The following is a 15254-nucleotide window of genomic DNA, read 5'->3' as shown; positions in this document are numbered from 1 at the left end:
TGTTACGCCTCCATTAATAATAATTCTGGCTCACTTAACAAACGCTTTAAGTGATTTAAAGCATTTTGCGCAGTGGCTCCATCGATCATACGATGATCAAAGCTCAATGATAATGCTAACACAGGTGCGGCTACAATTTCACCATTTTTTATTACAGGTTTTTCTGAAATTCGACCAATACCTAGAATTGCTACTTCAGGATGATTAATTACTGGTGTGAACCATTGTCCTCCTGCAGAGCCAATATTCGTAATGGACATGGAAGCACCTTTCATTTCATGTGGCGCAAGCTTGCCTTCACGGGCTTTCGTCGCTAACTCATTGATTTCATTAGACACTGCAAATACAGATTTACGATCTGCATGCTTAATAACTGGTACTAGTAGGCCTCTTTCAGTATCAGCAGCAATACCGATATTATAGTAATGCTTCTGAATAATTTCTTGTGTAGCATCATCTAATGAGCGGTTAAATTCTGGGAACTCGCGTAAAGTTGAAATAAGAGCTTTAACTACATATGGTAAGTATGTTAATTTAACACCTTTTTCAGCAGCGATATCTTTGAATTTTTTACGATGTGCTACAAGAGCTGTTACATCGACTTCATCCATTAGTGTAACATGAGGAGCCGTTTGTTTCGAGTGTACCATTGCTTTTGCAATCGCTTTTCGAATACCAGACATTTTCTCACGCGTCTCAGGGAATTCCCCTTCAAGAACTACTGGTGCTGCCGGTGCTGCTGTCTCTTCCTGCGCCGTTGCTTCAGTTGCTTCAACATTCGCAGCTTGAGCTTCTACAGTACCTCCACCTTTTAAGAAGTTTTCAATATCTTCTTTTAGGATTCGACCATTTTTACCTGTACCCTTCACTTCACGAATGTTAACATCGTTATCACGTGCAAATTTACGTACAGAAGGCATTGCAATCACACGTTTTGATTCATCAACAACAGTCTCCACTTTGTCTTGAGCTTTATCTTGAGCTTTTTCTGGTGCCTTCTCCTCGTTTGTAGGAGCTTTTTCTACATTCTGACCAGATTCAGCAGTTGCTTGAACTTGTGCTTCTGTTTTCGCTTCAGCATGATCGTCACCTTTAAGCTTTAAGTCCTCATAACCAGGTGCATCAAATCGGATTAAGACATCACCAACAACGGCAACAGTCCCTTCTCCTACTAAAACTTCCTCTACTTTACCTTCTACTGGTGAAGGGATTTCTACTACTGCTTTATCATTTTGTACTTCACAAAGAATATCGTCTTCTTTAACTGTATCTCCAGCTTTAACGAACCATTTCACGATCTCGCCTTCGTGAATACCCTCGCCAATATCCGGTAGTCTGAATTCAAATGCCATGTGTACCCATCCTTTCTATTTACTCTTCAAGTTTAGAAGCTTTATTAGAATGTTAAAACTTTTTTCGCTGTTTCCATTACATCTTTGTAGTTTGGTAACCAAACACCTTCAGCTTGTGGGAATGGGTACACAGTATCTGGTGCAGCCACACGAAGAACAGGAGCTTCTAAGCTTAAAATTGCGCGCTCTGTAATTTCTGCTACTACGTTTGCAGCGATACCCGCTTGTTTTTGAGCCTCTTGGACAACAATCGCACGTCCTGTTTTTTCAACTGATGCGATAATAGTATCCACATCGATTGGTTGAATTGTACGTAAGTCAATTACTTCTACAGAATGTCCTTCTTTTTCAAGTTCCTCTGCAGCCTTTAAGCTTTCATGAACCATTAATCCGTAAGCGATAATTGTTAAATCTTTACCTTCGCGTTTTACATCTGCTTTGCCTAGCGGAATTTCATATGCTTCCTCTGGCACTTCTTCACGGAATGAACGGTAAAGTTTTAAGTGCTCTAGGAAAATAACTGGGTTATCATTACGGATTGATGAAATAAGTAATCCTTTTGCATCATATGGTGTTGATGGTACAACAACTGTTAAACCTGGTTGTGCTGTCATTAGGCTTTCTAAGCTATCTGAGTGCATTTCAGGTGTATGCACACCACCACCAAATGGTGAACGGATTGTTACTGGCGCATTGTATACACCACCACTACGGTAGCTCATACGTGCTAATTGACCACTAATAGAATCCATTACTTCATATACGAAACCAAAGAATTGAATTTCAGGAACTGGACGGAATCCTTGAAGAGAAAGACCGACTGCTAACCCACCAATACCTGATTCTGCTAATGGTGTATCGAACACACGATCAACACCGAACTCTTTTTGTAGGCCTTCTGTAGCGCGGAATACCCCACCGTTGACACCTACATCTTCCCCGAATACAAGAACGTTTTCATCATTCTTTAATTCTGTGCGAAGTGCATCTGTAATTGCTTGAATCATCGTCATTTGTGCCATTGGTTATTTCGACTCCTTCTCTTTATAGATTTCATACTGTTCTTTTAAATTAGATGGCATTTCGCCTTTATACATATTTTCCATTAACTCTGTCACTTTTTGTTTTGGAGCAGCATCTGCTTTTTTGATTGCTTCTTTAATTTCTTCTTTTGCACGCTCAATTACTGCTTCTTCCTTCTTTTCATCCCATAAACCTTTTGCTTCTAGGTATTTACGGAAGCGAACAAGAGGGTCTTTTTGAGCCCATTCATTATCAGTATCAGAAGTACGGTAACGAGTTGGGTCATCCCCTGCCATTGTATGTGGACCATAACGGTAACACATAGTTTCAATTAATGTTGGACCTTCGCCATTAATTGCACGTTCACGAGCATCACGAGTAGCTACATAAACTGCAAGCGCATCCATTCCATCTACTAGAATACTTGGTAAACCTGCTGCTACACCTTTTTGTGCAATTGTTTTAGCAGCTGTTTGCAATTCACGAGGAGTTGAAATTGCATATTGGTTATTTTGTACGATAAAGATTGCTGGAGATTTAAATGCACCTGCAAAGTTAATTCCTTCATAGAAGTCACCTTGTGATGAACCACCGTCACCTGTATAAGTTACGGCAACAGCTTTTTTCCCGCGTTTTTTAATACCAAGTGCCACTCCTGCAGCTTGAATATATTGTGCTCCGATAATAATTTGTGGAGCTAAAACGTTTACACCTTCAGGAACCTGATTCCCAATGAAGTGACCACGTGAGAATAAAAATGCTTTTTCAAGAGGTAAGCCATGCCATACAATTTGTGGTACATCACGGTAACCTGGTAAAATCCAATCCTCTTGCTCTAATGCAAAGTGAGAAGCAAGTTGTGAAGCTTCCTGACCTGCTGTAGGAGCATAGAAACCTAAACGTCCTTGACGATTTAGTGAGATTGAGCGTTGATCTAAAATACGTGTGTAAACCATACGTGTCATTAGTTCAACTAGTTCCTCATCAGATAGTTTTGGGTCTGCCTCTTTATTTATAATTTCGCCTTCTTCATTTAAAATTTGAAACATTTCAAATTTATCTTCGATTTCAGTTAGCGTTTGTTTCGCATCAAAAATATTATTGTTTTTCTTGCTCATTTGTCACATCTCCCTTTCAGCTGTATTAAAATAAATCACCATTTTTACTAGTACAACTTATTCTTGACACTCAGTATACTGAATAAAATACTGTCGGTCAATCATATATTACGGCTATAAACAAAGATTTTTTCTAAAATAACATTCCAATACCACTGTCCTATACTGTATTACCAATATCTAAAATCTGTATTACAACACCTTATTAACACCATATATTCCTTAAGTTTTCCAACAGGTTTTCCAATAGTAGAATACCCCAATCTAGAAAATCTAATAGCATTAGAAAAATTTTTTGAGTATATTCAAATAAGGTCTTTTTACATGTGATTGTTTTAAGACGTGATGTATACTTATTAGTAAGGCACTACAAAGTTGAAAGGAAGATTACTATATGATTTTAATGGATGATATTATCCGCGAAGGTCATCCGACTTTACGCACAAAAGCTGAGGAAGTTAAATTCCCTTTAACTGATGAAACAAGAAAGCTCGCTGAAGATATGCTTCAGTATTTAATCAACAGCCAAGACCCTGAAATGGCAGAAAAATATAATTTGCGTAGTGGTATTGGCCTAGCTGCCAATCAGGTAAATAGCTTACAGCGTATGTTTGCTCTACATTTAAAGGATGAGGCTGGTGAACAATTAAGCTTTGTTGCCATTAATCCGAAAATTGTAAGCCACTCTGTCGAAAACACATACCTAACAGCAGGAGAAGGTTGTCTCTCTGTTGACCGTAATATACCTGGATATGTACCCCGTCATGCGCGCATCACAGTCAAATTTAAAACAATTGATGGCGAAGAAAAGAAAATGCGTCTTAAAGGTTTGCCAGCTATTGCATTTCAGCATGAACTAGATCATCTAAACGGCGTAATGTTTTATGATCGTATCAATGAAAAAAACCCATTTGCAGAAATACCTGATTCCATTCCATATGAGCGAGATTAAAATAAACCTCGGCAGTTATACATCTGCCGAGGTTTATTTTTATCGATTTAAACGAGCATTAATTGTTTCAATTAATTTAGGTAGCTCTGCCATAGTTTCAATTGTATAGTGTGCCCCTGTTTCTTCAAAAATACGTCTCGTTTCGGCTATGACTTGTTGCTGTTCTTCAGAAGTGAGTGCTTGAAATTCTTCTTCAGATAATCCCATTTCTGAACTTCCAATAATAACACCAACAGCCCAAACACCAGCATTTAATGCTTCCATTATATCTGAAGTCGTATCGCCAACCTTCACGACTTGCTTGGTTGCCTTCGAGCCAAATGCCTGCATGTTTTTAAAAATCATATATGGGTATGGTCGTCCTTTATCACCAACCTGTGTGGGTGTTACAAGAAAATCAGGTTGGTAGCCTTTGTTAGCTGCATTTTTCGTCACTACTTCCATCATCGAATCAGTATAGCCTGTTGTAGAGCCAATTCGAATACCCGCTTCTCTTAATTGCTGTACCGCTGTCTTCACATATTGGATCGGATCTGTATAGTTTGCTAACGATTCCATTAATTTCGTTTCGAACTGATTATATAATGTATGCACGTCATTTTCTGTAAAAGCTTGTCCATGAATTCGTTGCCACTCCTCATTAATTCTTGGCATTTCTAGCATGGTACGAATATGGTCAATTTTTAACATGCCCATTGGTTTTCGAGCTTCTTCTAATGTTACATTGACACCAGCATCTTCAAAAATCGATAAAAAAACATTGACAGGGGCAAAGCAACCAAAATCAACTGCTGTTCCTGCCCAATCCAAAATAACCGTTTCAATTTTCATTGTTTTTCACCACCATATAATTTTCTATTATCTCACATAACGCTTGCATATCTTCCTCATGAATATCACCGATATTGCCAATACGGAATGTATCCACATCTGTCAGCTTACCAGGATAGATAACAAAACCTGCTTTTTTCATTTCCTCATAAAAGTGCTCAAAAGAAAACTCTTTATACGGGAACAAAAATGTTGTAATAATAGGTGATTGTAGCTCTTCCGCAATATACGCTTCAAAGCCAAGCACTGATAAACGAGAGCGTAGTATTTGATTATTATCCGCATAGCGCTTATAGCGAGCGTTGATTCCGCCCTCTTCGTCTAGCTCTTCTAGCGCCTTCGCAAAAGCTGCCACTACATGCGTAGGAGAAGTAAAGCGCCATTTGCCATCATGCTTCATCACTTCCCATTGATGATACAAATCTAATGCAACACTACGAGCCTGACCTTTGCATTTCTCTAATACATTTGTTTTAGCAATAACAAACCCAAACCCCGGCACGCCTTGAATACATTTATTGGCACTACTAATACAAAAGTCTATATGCAAGCTTGATAAATTCATTGGCACTCCACCGAAGCTACTCATTGCATCTACGAAAAATGTTTTGTTGAACGAATGAACAACTTCCCCAATTTCTTTAATTGGATTTAAAATACCTGTTGTTGTTTCACAATGCACGACAGCCACGTGCGTAATACTCGCATCTTTTTCAAGTAAATCTTGAATAGCTATTGATGATGGCTGCTCATCATAAGGAACACTGTAAACAACATGCTGTAGCTTTAGTACTTTGGCCATTTCAACCATTCTTTCACCATAAGCTCCATTTGTGATGATTAACACTTTATCGTCTTCACTTATAGCTGTTGTGAGAACAGATTCTACTACAAAGCTACCACTACCTTGCATAAGGACCGCTGTGTAATCCGGCTCATCGACTTGAGCTAACGCCAAAAGCTGCTTGCGAATTACTTGTGTAACATTTTTATAGTCATCATCCCATGTACAACGATCTTTTAACATTTCCTGTTTTACTGCTTCAGTTGTTGTTAATGGTCCTGGTGTCAATAATTTATAGTTACTCATTTGTTAAAACTCCTTATCGTTGTGCTTCTTTAAAGAAAGCTTGATGTTTTTCTAATAAATCTACCGTTAATGTAGAGTCCCACTTTTTGAGATAAGCAGGAACATGTTCATCTTTCACTTGTTCCCCTTCATAAAGAGCGACAGGATATTGCTCTAATAGACCACCACGCGCCTCTGTTGCAATGACCTTAGCGATTTCTTTAGCTAACGCTTCATCTCCCTCTTTATCTACTACAGCCACAGATTCCGTTAATGTGAAGTTTCCTTCTGTCGGGTCAATATAATCGATTGGCAACCCTTCATTTTTGGCATCTATGGCCTGAATACGTAAACCAAATCCAGCTGCAACTTCACCCGTTTTCACTTTTTTTATTGGTCCTGAGCCCGAGCTTTCAATATGTGGGCCCGCATTACTAATTAAATCTGCTAAAACCTTTTGACCTTCTTGCTCACCATAGTCCTTAATGATAGCTTGTACTAATAGCCATCCCGTTGAGGAATCCATAATATTTGGGAATGACACTAAATCCTTGTAGGCAGGGTCTGTCAAATCCTTAATCGTTTGCGGTACAGGTAGACCTTTTTGTTGTAACACCTCTGTATTAATAAAAATAGAACCTACATTTCCTAAAATCGGCAGTGCATACGTCACACCGCCATCAAGAGGCTTTAAGTCTGAAGAAATATCCACAAACATGGATTTAGTGGTTTGTGCACTTTCTATAAAATAAGAAGCCATCGTCACCACATCTGCTTCAATATCTGTTCCTTCAGCCATCATTTTCCCACCCAATTCCGAAGTACCAAAGGATTGGATTAAGTACTTTCCTTTATAGCCCTTGTCATCTAATGTAGACTCCATAACTTCAATTGCTTCATCATCAGCATTTGAATAAATAATGATCTGCTCTTCGGAATTTGCTTCAGCCCCTCCACATGCAGCTAAAACGATTGCCGCTGCACTAACTGTCCCTAACATCATGCCTGTTGATTTCTTCATTTTGAGATCTCCTCCACTTTTTCTTTATGAGTTGTTATATAATCACAACCTAATTTCACAATGAGGTTTGTACATAAAATAAATATTGATAGTACGAAAATATCGGTGTATTTCGCAAAATGCTGAAGCTCTTTTATCCTTGTCGATACAAGCATTGTCTTCGTGCTAACAAGGAAAATAACGCCACTGACAGTAACCATCGCATTTAAAAAATAATAGCTAAACATTTGATAAATCGTCGCTCTAATATTTGGCAAAATAATACGTACAATGGTTTTCAACCACGAGTCCCTTAATAGCTCCGCTGTCACTTCCCAAGTAGGGTCCATCTTTTGCAGCGAATTTTTCGCCATTAAATACGGAGTTGTAAAAAAATGCACAATATTACAAGCGATAATGATGAAAAAGGTACCTTTCAAGGACGTTCCATTAAAGAAAAACAAATAGGATAAGCCAAGCACCATCCCCGGTACTGTATTGGTGATCATAGATGCTACATCCAAACTTTTCTTTCCCTTTAGTGGTGTCCTTGCATTAAGGAGGGCTGACATAAATGTAATAACCACCCCTAATACGGCAGTTAAAACCGCTACGATCAGAGAATTGATATAAACCTTTGTTAAATCTTTCTCAGCAAGTACATTTTGGACATGCTCTAATGTGAAGCTTAGGTCATAGGGATAGCCTTTCGTAAAAGGCACAATAAACATTGTTGAAAAAACGAACAAGACAACAGCTACACAGACAATTGAATAAACAGTAAACAACACATCACGTAGACGATGTTTGACAAGTTCACTTTGTCCGACTTGTTTATACTGAAAATTAAAGCGCTCTAAAATCGTTAACATAACTACACCGAGTATTGCTGGTACAAGCATAAAAACAGAAATTACTGCTCCACGTTCAAAATGCACAATTGAACCTAACATCGCTTGATAAAGCTCCGTAGCAATCACCCTGTAATTCCCCCCGACTGAAGCAGGGATCCCAAAGTCAGTGAAGCTTAATATAAACGTTAAAATAAAGGCCCCACCAATTGTTCCTAGCATTGGGCGGAATACAGTATGATAAAATCGACGGAGCGAATGATCACGCATCAACATCGAAACAAGTAAGAATCGTTTGTCGATATATTGCATGGAATTTTGCATTAAAATAAAAGCAACCGGTAATGTATATAAAACGTAACCTATCACTAAACCGTTGTACCCATAGATTGTAAAAAGAGGTTGTCCGATTAATTTTGTTAGAATTCCTTGATTACCAAATGTATAAATCAACACGAAACCATAGGTGATGGTTGGTAGTAACATTGGTAAAGTAATTCCAACCTGTACTAGCTTTTTCGTATGGCGATGGATCGTTGTAAAATGAACAGCATATGCCAATAAAAAAGCTAAAATAGTGGTAACTACTGATGCTACAAAAGAAACTTTAAAGCTATTAATAAAAGCTTCACGAAGCTCTATATTACTTAAAGCATCTATATAATTTTGAAAGGTCAGCACATTTCCTATTTTGAAAGACTGCCAAAACATATAAAGTAATGGCACAATTAAAAACAATAGGAAAAATAATAGAATGGGCAGAAAAATTAATTTCATCATTTTATTCGTTTTAAGCATACGTTTCTCCAAATAATTGATAGATATTGTGTCGCTTAATATGTAGCTGTCTTAAGATAAAATCCTCTATAAATTGATTTTTTGGTGCTGTTACTATTTCATGAGGTGTGCCAAATTGAGCAACTGTTCCTTCATTAATAATCATGACTTTATCTGAAAGTGTTAAGGCTTCTTCTGGATCATGTGTGACAATAATAGTCGTTAAATTAAATTCACGAGCAATGGATTTAATGCGCTCCTTTATCGATTCTTTAATGACGCCATCTAAGGCACTTAACGGCTCATCCAGCAATAAAATTTTTGGCTGCATCACAAGTGTTCTGGCAATGGAAACACGTTGCTTTTGCCCACCTGATAATTCGTGAATCTTTTTATGTAAATGTGGTGTCAGCTCTAAAAAGTCAATATATTCTTGTATATCCCCCTTAGACATTTGCTCTTGTTTATTTTTCAGTCCATAAACGATATTGTCATATGCATTCAAATGAGGAAATAACGCAAAATCCTGAAACACAATATTAAATCCTCTTTCTTGCATCGATTGCTTTGATATATCTTGGCCGTTGTAAACAAGCTGACCAGCTGTTTGATCTGTAAGGCCTAAGATAATATTAAGCAAAGTTGTTTTCCCACAACCACTTGGCCCTAATAATGAAATGATCTCACCTGATTCGATGGTTATATTGATATCTTCTAAAACTTTCTTATTTTTATAGCTTTTCGAGATATTTTTTAGTTCTAACAAATTGTTCACCTCTCTCAGTTCCTAGCTTTAGTATAGTGGCAATTTGTAAAGGAAAATGCGTTTTTGTGTAAATGTTGAGTAAATTCTGACCAACTGTTGACAAACTTATGCTTACTTTGAGTAAATAGTAGTAGAGGTGATGAAATGTATATGATAGAAAGGCAACAGCAAATTTTGCAATTTGTACGACAACATAAGGTTGTAAAACTAGTGACACTCACAAAAGAATTTAACGTTTCAATGGAAACAATTCGTCGTGATGTCCAACAATTGATGCAAGATAAGAAGATAGAGAAATTTTATGGGGGCGTTAAATATATTGAACCAGTTGAGGGATTAATTGACCAACGACTTCATACGCAGATAACTGAGAAAATCGCCATTGCTAAAGCTTGCGCTTCGCTTGTTCAAGATGGGGAGTGTATTTTTATAGATAGCGGGACAACTACATATCAAATGACACCATTTTTAAAGGAGAAGGAAAAATTAACAGTGGTAACAAACTCATTGCCTGTAGCATTTGATTTAATTGGTTCCACTATCGAGGTTATACTAATCGGTGGTAAAGTACGCCACTCGGAAAAATCAGTAACGTCCAATGAGTTTTTGTTCCGCTTTGAACACCTTAATATCAATAAGGCTTTTATTTGTGCTAGCGGTGTTTCAATCGAAAAAGGCATTTCAGATTTTAGCTTAGAGGAAGCCATCACAAGGAAACAAATTATTTCCATCTCTCAAACTGTCTATGTGGCTACGGATTCTTCAAAATTTAATAAAGATGTAGCCATTCAAGTTTGTCCAGTCAAAGATATAGATGGCATTATCACAGATGACGCCCTACCTAAAACTACGATTCAGCATTTTGCGGATAATGGCATTCCAATAAAAGTGGTTAACGCAGACGAGGATTAAAAAAGTGATTTTAACAATCATTTCGCAAGGCGAGGGTTGATTTCTGTTCCGCCAGCGTCCTTTCCAGGGGGCGTCCGATGAGCCGCTTCACTCACTACGTTCGCTCCAGGGTCTCATCTGTGACGCTAATCCCCTAGGAGTGACGCTGGCTCCACTCCAATCAACTATGCATAAAAAATATCAAGTAATAGTGAACAAATAGCTCCTTATTTCTATTATTAGAGAAAAGGATATGCACTTACTTTTAATAAATTCACAACAACCATTAATAAAATGAGTAATGAACAACTTTAAGATAAGACTTTTGGGAATCAAAACCTCTTTCACCTTTGACTAAGGAATATCTTTTACAAAACAAAAGCAACTAGTCGCGAAGTGCGCAACTAGTTGCTTCTTTATTTTTAGATAATCGCTAGCTTACGCATGATTTTTGCGAGACCATCTTCGTCTACATGATCAGCAATATGATGTGCAACAGCCTTTACTCGCTCATGTCCATTTCCCATCGCAACACTCGTACCTACAGCTTGTAGCATTTCGATATCGTTTATGCCATCTCCAAAAGCAAAGGCATCTTGTAACGTAATGCCCATTTTTTCAAGAATCTTTTCAATACCTACTGCCTTTGAGCCGCCCTTTGGCAAAATATCACAAGAATAACGATGCCAACGTACAAATTGTACATTTGGGAATGTTTCGCAATATAAAGGTTCATCTTTTTCTTCCATAAATATAAGTGTTTGATATACAGCGTTCTGCATATAATAAGAAGAATCTAATTCTGGGTATGGATATTTAAGCGTATCTAGACTTTCAGCAACCATATTATGATCACCAACAGATGCAATCATACGTTTGTCATCTAAAAATACTACTGGCTCATTACGTGCTTCACCAAAGGCAATGATTTTCGCCAATTCTTCTTTTTCAATACCGTTTGTATAGACAACCTCACCTTTGTAAACAACATATTGTCCATTAAAGGTAACATACGTATCAATATCCAGCTCCTCTAATAAAGCATCAATCATAAAAGGGGCTCGACCAGTAGCAATTGCCAATTCATAGCCATTACGTCTAGCTGCAAGAAGTGCTTCTTTTGCTGATGCAGGTAATTTTTTTTCACTGTTATAAAGAGTACCATCTACATCAAAAAATAAAATTTTGTTCATTTTAATATCCCTTTCCATCAATATTACCCTTTCAAGGCTAATAGCTTTACATAGACAATAATTTTTATTATAATGATCCTAAGGAGTGATGTGCCATGCTGAAGAAACTAAAACGGAAATTGTTGAAGCAGCTTCGCGGCGTACTCGGAAAAAAATCAATTGCCTAACATTTGCCCTTCATTATTTGAAGGGCTTTTCTTTATTTTAGAGGAACTGCGTGATAATATAAAGGAAATGCATTTATTTGGCTATACGCAACCACTGTCTCACTACTTCCTATATAATTTTAAAACATAGTGCACAACTGAAGCATTGAGATACAAGGATTACAAATGTATATTTCTTCTTTAAAAGAAATTCGTTGTTTTCTTGTAGCACGTGTGTGGTAGTAGTCAAAGGTGCAAGAAAAATGTACGCAATTAAAGGAGAGCAAACTATGATTTACAAAGTTTATTATCAAGAAAATGCAAATGAGATTCCAGTTCGCGAAAATACTAAAAGTCTATACCTTGAAGCTGCTTCAGAACGCGAAGTACGTCAAAAGCTAAAAGACCGAAACTACAACATCGAGTTCATTCAACTGCTTGAAGGTAACTATTTAGAGTACGAACAAGCTAGCCCGAACTTCGTCTTGGAGGAAATTTAACAAACATGAAGTTTGTTAAAAATGACCAAGCAGCTGTTTTCGCGCTCGGCGGACTGGGCGAAATCGGCAAAAACACTTACGGCGTTCAATTTCAAGATGAAATCATCTTAATTGACGCTGGCATTAAATTTCCAGAAGACGACTTACTGGGCATTGACTATGTTATTCCTGATTATACGTATTTAGTACGTAACGTTGACAAAATCAAAGGACTATTTATTACTCATGGACACGAGGATCATATCGGAGGTATCCCTTATTTGTTACGTCAGGTTAATATCCCTGTCTACGGTGGTAAGCTTGCACTTGGCTTATTACGTAATAAATTAGAAGAACATGGCTTACTACGTACAACAAAGCTTATTGAAATAAAAGAAGAGGATGTTATTAAATTCAGAAAAACATCTGTGAGCTTCTTTAGAACAACTCACAGTATTCCTGATGCGTATGGTATTGTTGTTAAAACACCACCTGGTAATATCGTTCATACAGGTGACTTTAAATTTGACTTTACACCTGTGGGCGAACCTGCCAACTTAACGAAGATGGCAGAAATCGGACGAGATGGCGTGCTTTGCTTACTATCAGATAGTACTAACGCTGAAAAGCCTAATTTCACCATGTCTGAGCGCACAGTCGGAAAGAGTATTGATGAAATTTTCCGCAAAGTTGATAGTCGTATTATTTTTGCTACATTTGCGTCAAATATTCATCGTCTACAACAAGCAACAGACGCTGCCGTAAAATACGGAAGAAAAATTGCTGTCTTCGGTCGCTCAATGGACAATGCCATTACAATTGGTCGTGAGCTTGGCTATATCAACGCGCCTAAGGATACATTTATTGATGCCCAAAGCATTAATCGACTTCCTGCAAATGAAGTAATGATTTTATGTACAGGCTCTCAAGGTGAACCAATGGCTGCCTTATCTCGCATTGCCAATGGTACACACCGTCAGATACAAATCCAACCTGGCGATACGGTTGTCTTTTCTTCATCACCTGTACCAGGTAATACTGTGAGCGTAAACAAAATTATCAATTTATTGTTCCGCGCTGGCGCAGAAGTCATTCATGGTGCATTAAATAATATCCATACATCTGGTCACGGATCACAAGAAGAGCAAAAATTGATGCTTCGTTTAATGAAGCCTAAATTCTTTATGCCTATCCACGGTGAATTCCGTATGTTAAAAATGCATACACATCTAGCAGAAGATTGCGATGTTCCATTAGAAAATACATTTGTTATGGAAAATGGTGATGTATTGGCCTTAAGCGCCAATGAAGCACATGTTGCTGGCCGTATCCCTTCTGGTGATGTTTATATTGATGGTAATGGTATTGGTGACATTGGCAATATCGTCTTACGCGATCGACGCATTCTTTCGGAAGAAGGTTTGGTTATCGTTGTCGTAAGTGTTGATATGGAAAACCAAAAAATTGTTTCCGGCCCAGACATCATTTCGCGTGGCTTTGTCTACATGCGTGAATCAGGTACGATGATTAACGAAGCACAGAAGATGCTCAATCGTCACCTTAACGAAACAATTCAAAGCAAAACACCACAATGGACAGAATTAAAAAATGAAATTACAGACGTTTTAGGTCCTTACCTATTTGAAAAGACAAAACGTCGACCGATGATTTTACCAATTATTATGGAGGTTTAACCTCCTGTAAAGAAGCTATGTAAATATTTACATAGCTTCTTTTTTTATTTTCTATTTTTTGAAACCTCTCTTTTTATTTTTGCGTATATAGTAATAACAACATCAAAAGGAGCGTTTTTATGCTAGATAAAATTCTTCATTCCTTACTCAACGGAAAATCAAAAGGTCATTATTCTTCCTCTAGTAGCCGTCGCAGATATTCAAAACGACATAATTATTATGGTCACAAGCATTATAAACGTAGCTCTCGCAAAAGTTCACGTAGTTTTTTCAGCTCAATGAGTTTCTTTAGTAGCTAATGTGGTGGAAAAGAATTTCCGAAAAAAACTTTGATCGAATTGTAGAGCATTTTATAGCTGAACATCCCGATTTCTCTTTTAAAAAATTTCTCGGCTATGGCTCATATGGTCGTGCGTATTTAATTGAAGATTGTTCATCTAAAAAGCTATTTGTTTTAAAATGCTTACGCCCTAAACATCGTCACCACAAGAAAACCATTTATAAATTTAAGCAAGAGATACACATACTTCAACAATTATCACTGCCTTATGTTCCTGCCATCCATTTAACAGGAACAATTGATGATTGTCCATTTTTCATCATGGACTATGTTAATGGCCAAACGTTTGAGCAGCTTATTTTTCAAGATGGCGCCAAGTTTACCATCGTTCGATCACTTGCCATTACTAAACAGCTTTTAGAACAAATTACACAATTACACAATCACGGTATTGTACATCGCGATTTACGTATTCCTAATATACTGCTAGTAGAACAGCAATTGCATATTATTGACTTTGGTCTCGCTACCACTTATCAAAATGAAATCGATATTTCTACCATTGAAAACCCTAAACGTGCAGAAAATCATATTAGTGATCTTTATTTTGTCGGTCATTTTTTATTATTTTTACTTTACTCAAACTACAAGCCAAGCAATAAAAAAGAAAAAGCTTGGCAGCAGGAATTGCAGTTACCGATTGCCGTGCAAGATTTTCTTGAACGATTATTATGGATTCAAGAACCATTTCCAAGTGCATTAGTAGCACTGCAATCTATACCACAGTTAGCAGATATTTAGCTAAAAAAATAGAATTGTTCATCTGTCCACG

14 protein-coding genes are annotated in these 15254 nt (G+C 37.4%); 5 read left to right on the top strand and 9 right to left on the bottom strand.

Annotation, left to right across the window (positions count from 1 at the left end):
- Positions 1–2 precede the first annotated feature (2 nt).
- Genes OU989_RS03855 through pdhA form a run of 3 tightly spaced genes read right to left on the bottom strand, consistent with a single transcriptional unit; the run spans position 3 to position 3493 of the window.
- Entirely contained in the window at positions 3–1352 is a 1350-nt protein-coding gene (locus tag OU989_RS03855; protein WP_274795802.1) for a dihydrolipoamide acetyltransferase family protein, read from the bottom strand.
- Between the two features lie 44 nt (positions 1353–1396).
- Positions 1397–2374: an alpha-ketoacid dehydrogenase subunit beta gene (locus OU989_RS03850; protein WP_274795801.1), complete on the bottom strand. Its 978-nt coding sequence runs from the start codon at positions 2372–2374 to the stop codon at positions 1397–1399.
- Between the two features lie 3 nt (positions 2375–2377).
- Positions 2378–3493: a pyruvate dehydrogenase (acetyl-transferring) E1 component subunit alpha gene (gene pdhA, locus OU989_RS03845; protein ID WP_274795800.1), complete on the bottom strand. Its 1116-nt coding sequence runs from the start codon at positions 3491–3493 to the stop codon at positions 2378–2380.
- Between the two features lie 394 nt (positions 3494–3887).
- On the opposite strand from pdhA, the gene def reads away from it, so the two are divergent.
- Positions 3888–4445, top strand: coding sequence for a peptide deformylase (gene def / locus OU989_RS03840; protein ID WP_274795799.1), 558 nt, complete (start codon positions 3888–3890; stop codon positions 4443–4445).
- A 39-nt stretch (positions 4446–4484) separates the two neighbouring features.
- Here the strand turns inward: def and phnX are convergent, their stop codons facing one another.
- From phnX to OU989_RS03815, 5 genes are read right to left on the bottom strand one after another with little or no spacing between them, the layout of a single operon-like run.
- A complete protein-coding gene (gene phnX, locus OU989_RS03835) occupies positions 4485–5276 on the bottom strand; it encodes a phosphonoacetaldehyde hydrolase (protein WP_274795798.1) in 792 nt (263 codons plus the stop codon).
- The gene (gene phnW / locus OU989_RS03830) at positions 5266–6366 is read right to left on the bottom strand and encodes a 2-aminoethylphosphonate--pyruvate transaminase (protein WP_274795797.1); all 1101 of its coding nucleotides are present in this window, start codon (positions 6364–6366) and stop codon (positions 5266–5268) included. The genes phnX and phnW overlap by 11 nt, the downstream gene beginning before the upstream one ends.
- A gap of 13 nt (positions 6367–6379) precedes the next feature.
- Positions 6380–7366, bottom strand: coding sequence for an extracellular solute-binding protein (locus OU989_RS03825; RefSeq protein WP_274795796.1), 987 nt, complete (start codon positions 7364–7366; stop codon positions 6380–6382).
- Positions 7363–8994 carry an ABC transporter permease family protein gene (locus tag OU989_RS03820; RefSeq protein WP_274795795.1) on the bottom strand — a complete coding sequence of 544 codons (1632 nt, stop codon included), beginning with the start codon at positions 8992–8994 and terminating at the stop codon, positions 7363–7365. Before OU989_RS03820 ends, OU989_RS03825 begins: the two co-directional genes overlap by 4 nt.
- On the bottom strand, positions 8987–9739 hold the full coding sequence (locus OU989_RS03815; protein WP_274795794.1) for an ABC transporter ATP-binding protein: 753 nt from the start codon (positions 9737–9739) through the stop codon (positions 8987–8989). The genes OU989_RS03820 and OU989_RS03815 overlap by 8 nt, the downstream gene beginning before the upstream one ends.
- A gap of 150 nt (positions 9740–9889) precedes the next feature.
- Between OU989_RS03815 and OU989_RS03810 the strand changes: the two genes are divergently transcribed.
- Positions 9890–10651: a DeoR/GlpR family DNA-binding transcription regulator gene (locus tag OU989_RS03810; RefSeq protein ID WP_396631758.1), complete on the top strand. Its 762-nt coding sequence runs from the start codon at positions 9890–9892 to the stop codon at positions 10649–10651.
- A 401-nt stretch (positions 10652–11052) separates the two neighbouring features.
- Here the strand turns inward: OU989_RS03810 and OU989_RS03805 are convergent, their stop codons facing one another.
- Positions 11053–11823, bottom strand: coding sequence for a Cof-type HAD-IIB family hydrolase (locus tag OU989_RS03805; RefSeq protein WP_274795792.1), 771 nt, complete (start codon positions 11821–11823; stop codon positions 11053–11055).
- A gap of 436 nt (positions 11824–12259) precedes the next feature.
- Between OU989_RS03805 and OU989_RS03800 the strand changes: the two genes are divergently transcribed.
- The 3 genes from OU989_RS03800 (at position 12260) to OU989_RS03790 (ending at position 15223) form a co-directional block, all read left to right on the top strand.
- A complete protein-coding gene (locus tag OU989_RS03800; RefSeq protein WP_274795791.1) occupies positions 12260–12469 on the top strand; it encodes a DNA-dependent RNA polymerase subunit epsilon in 210 nt (69 codons plus the stop codon).
- A 5-nt stretch (positions 12470–12474) separates the two neighbouring features.
- Positions 12475–14142 (top strand): ribonuclease J1, encoded by a 1668-nt coding sequence (gene rnjA / locus OU989_RS03795; protein ID WP_274795790.1) that lies wholly within the window; start codon positions 12475–12477, stop codon positions 14140–14142.
- A 298-nt stretch (positions 14143–14440) separates the two neighbouring features.
- Positions 14441–15223: a serine/threonine protein kinase gene (locus OU989_RS03790; protein WP_274795789.1), complete on the top strand. Its 783-nt coding sequence runs from the start codon at positions 14441–14443 to the stop codon at positions 15221–15223.
- Positions 15224–15254 lie beyond the last annotated feature (31 nt).

The sequence above is a fragment of the Lysinibacillus irui genome (genome assembly GCF_028877475.1).
In the GTDB taxonomy this organism is placed as follows: Bacteria; Bacillota; Bacilli; order Bacillales_A; family Planococcaceae; genus Lysinibacillus; species Lysinibacillus irui.
This window is presented reverse-complemented; position numbering and strand designations above follow the sequence as displayed.

What these genes read in the sequence shown, in the direction of transcription:
- OU989_RS03820 (WP_274795795.1), bottom strand. Translation starts at nt 8,994, where the DNA reads ATGCTTAAAACGAATAAAATGATGAAATTAATTTTTCTGCCCATTCTA.
- pdhA (WP_274795800.1), bottom strand. Translation starts at nt 3,493, where the DNA reads ATGAGCAAGAAAAACAATAATATTTTTGATGCGAAACAAACGCTAACT.
- def (WP_274795799.1), top strand. Translation starts at nt 3,888, where the DNA reads ATGATTTTAATGGATGATATTATCCGCGAAGGTCATCCGACTTTACGC.
- OU989_RS03850 (WP_274795801.1), bottom strand. Translation starts at nt 2,374, where the DNA reads ATGGCACAAATGACGATGATTCAAGCAATTACAGATGCACTTCGCACA.
- OU989_RS03825 (WP_274795796.1), bottom strand. Translation starts at nt 7,366, where the DNA reads ATGAAGAAATCAACAGGCATGATGTTAGGGACAGTTAGTGCAGCGGCA.
- OU989_RS03800 (WP_274795791.1), top strand. Translation starts at nt 12,260, where the DNA reads ATGATTTACAAAGTTTATTATCAAGAAAATGCAAATGAGATTCCAGTT.
- OU989_RS03855 (WP_274795802.1), bottom strand. Translation starts at nt 1,352, where the DNA reads ATGGCATTTGAATTCAGACTACCGGATATTGGCGAGGGTATTCACGAA.
- phnX (WP_274795798.1), bottom strand. Translation starts at nt 5,276, where the DNA reads ATGAAAATTGAAACGGTTATTTTGGATTGGGCAGGAACAGCAGTTGAT.
- OU989_RS03805 (WP_274795792.1), bottom strand. Translation starts at nt 11,823, where the DNA reads ATGAACAAAATTTTATTTTTTGATGTAGATGGTACTCTTTATAACAGT.
- OU989_RS03810 (WP_396631758.1), top strand. Translation starts at nt 9,890, where the DNA reads ATGATAGAAAGGCAACAGCAAATTTTGCAATTTGTACGACAACATAAG.
- phnW (WP_274795797.1), bottom strand. Translation starts at nt 6,366, where the DNA reads ATGAGTAACTATAAATTATTGACACCAGGACCATTAACAACAACTGAA.
- rnjA (WP_274795790.1), top strand. Translation starts at nt 12,475, where the DNA reads ATGAAGTTTGTTAAAAATGACCAAGCAGCTGTTTTCGCGCTCGGCGGA.
- OU989_RS03790 (WP_274795789.1), top strand. Translation starts at nt 14,441, where the DNA reads ATGTGGTGGAAAAGAATTTCCGAAAAAAACTTTGATCGAATTGTAGAG.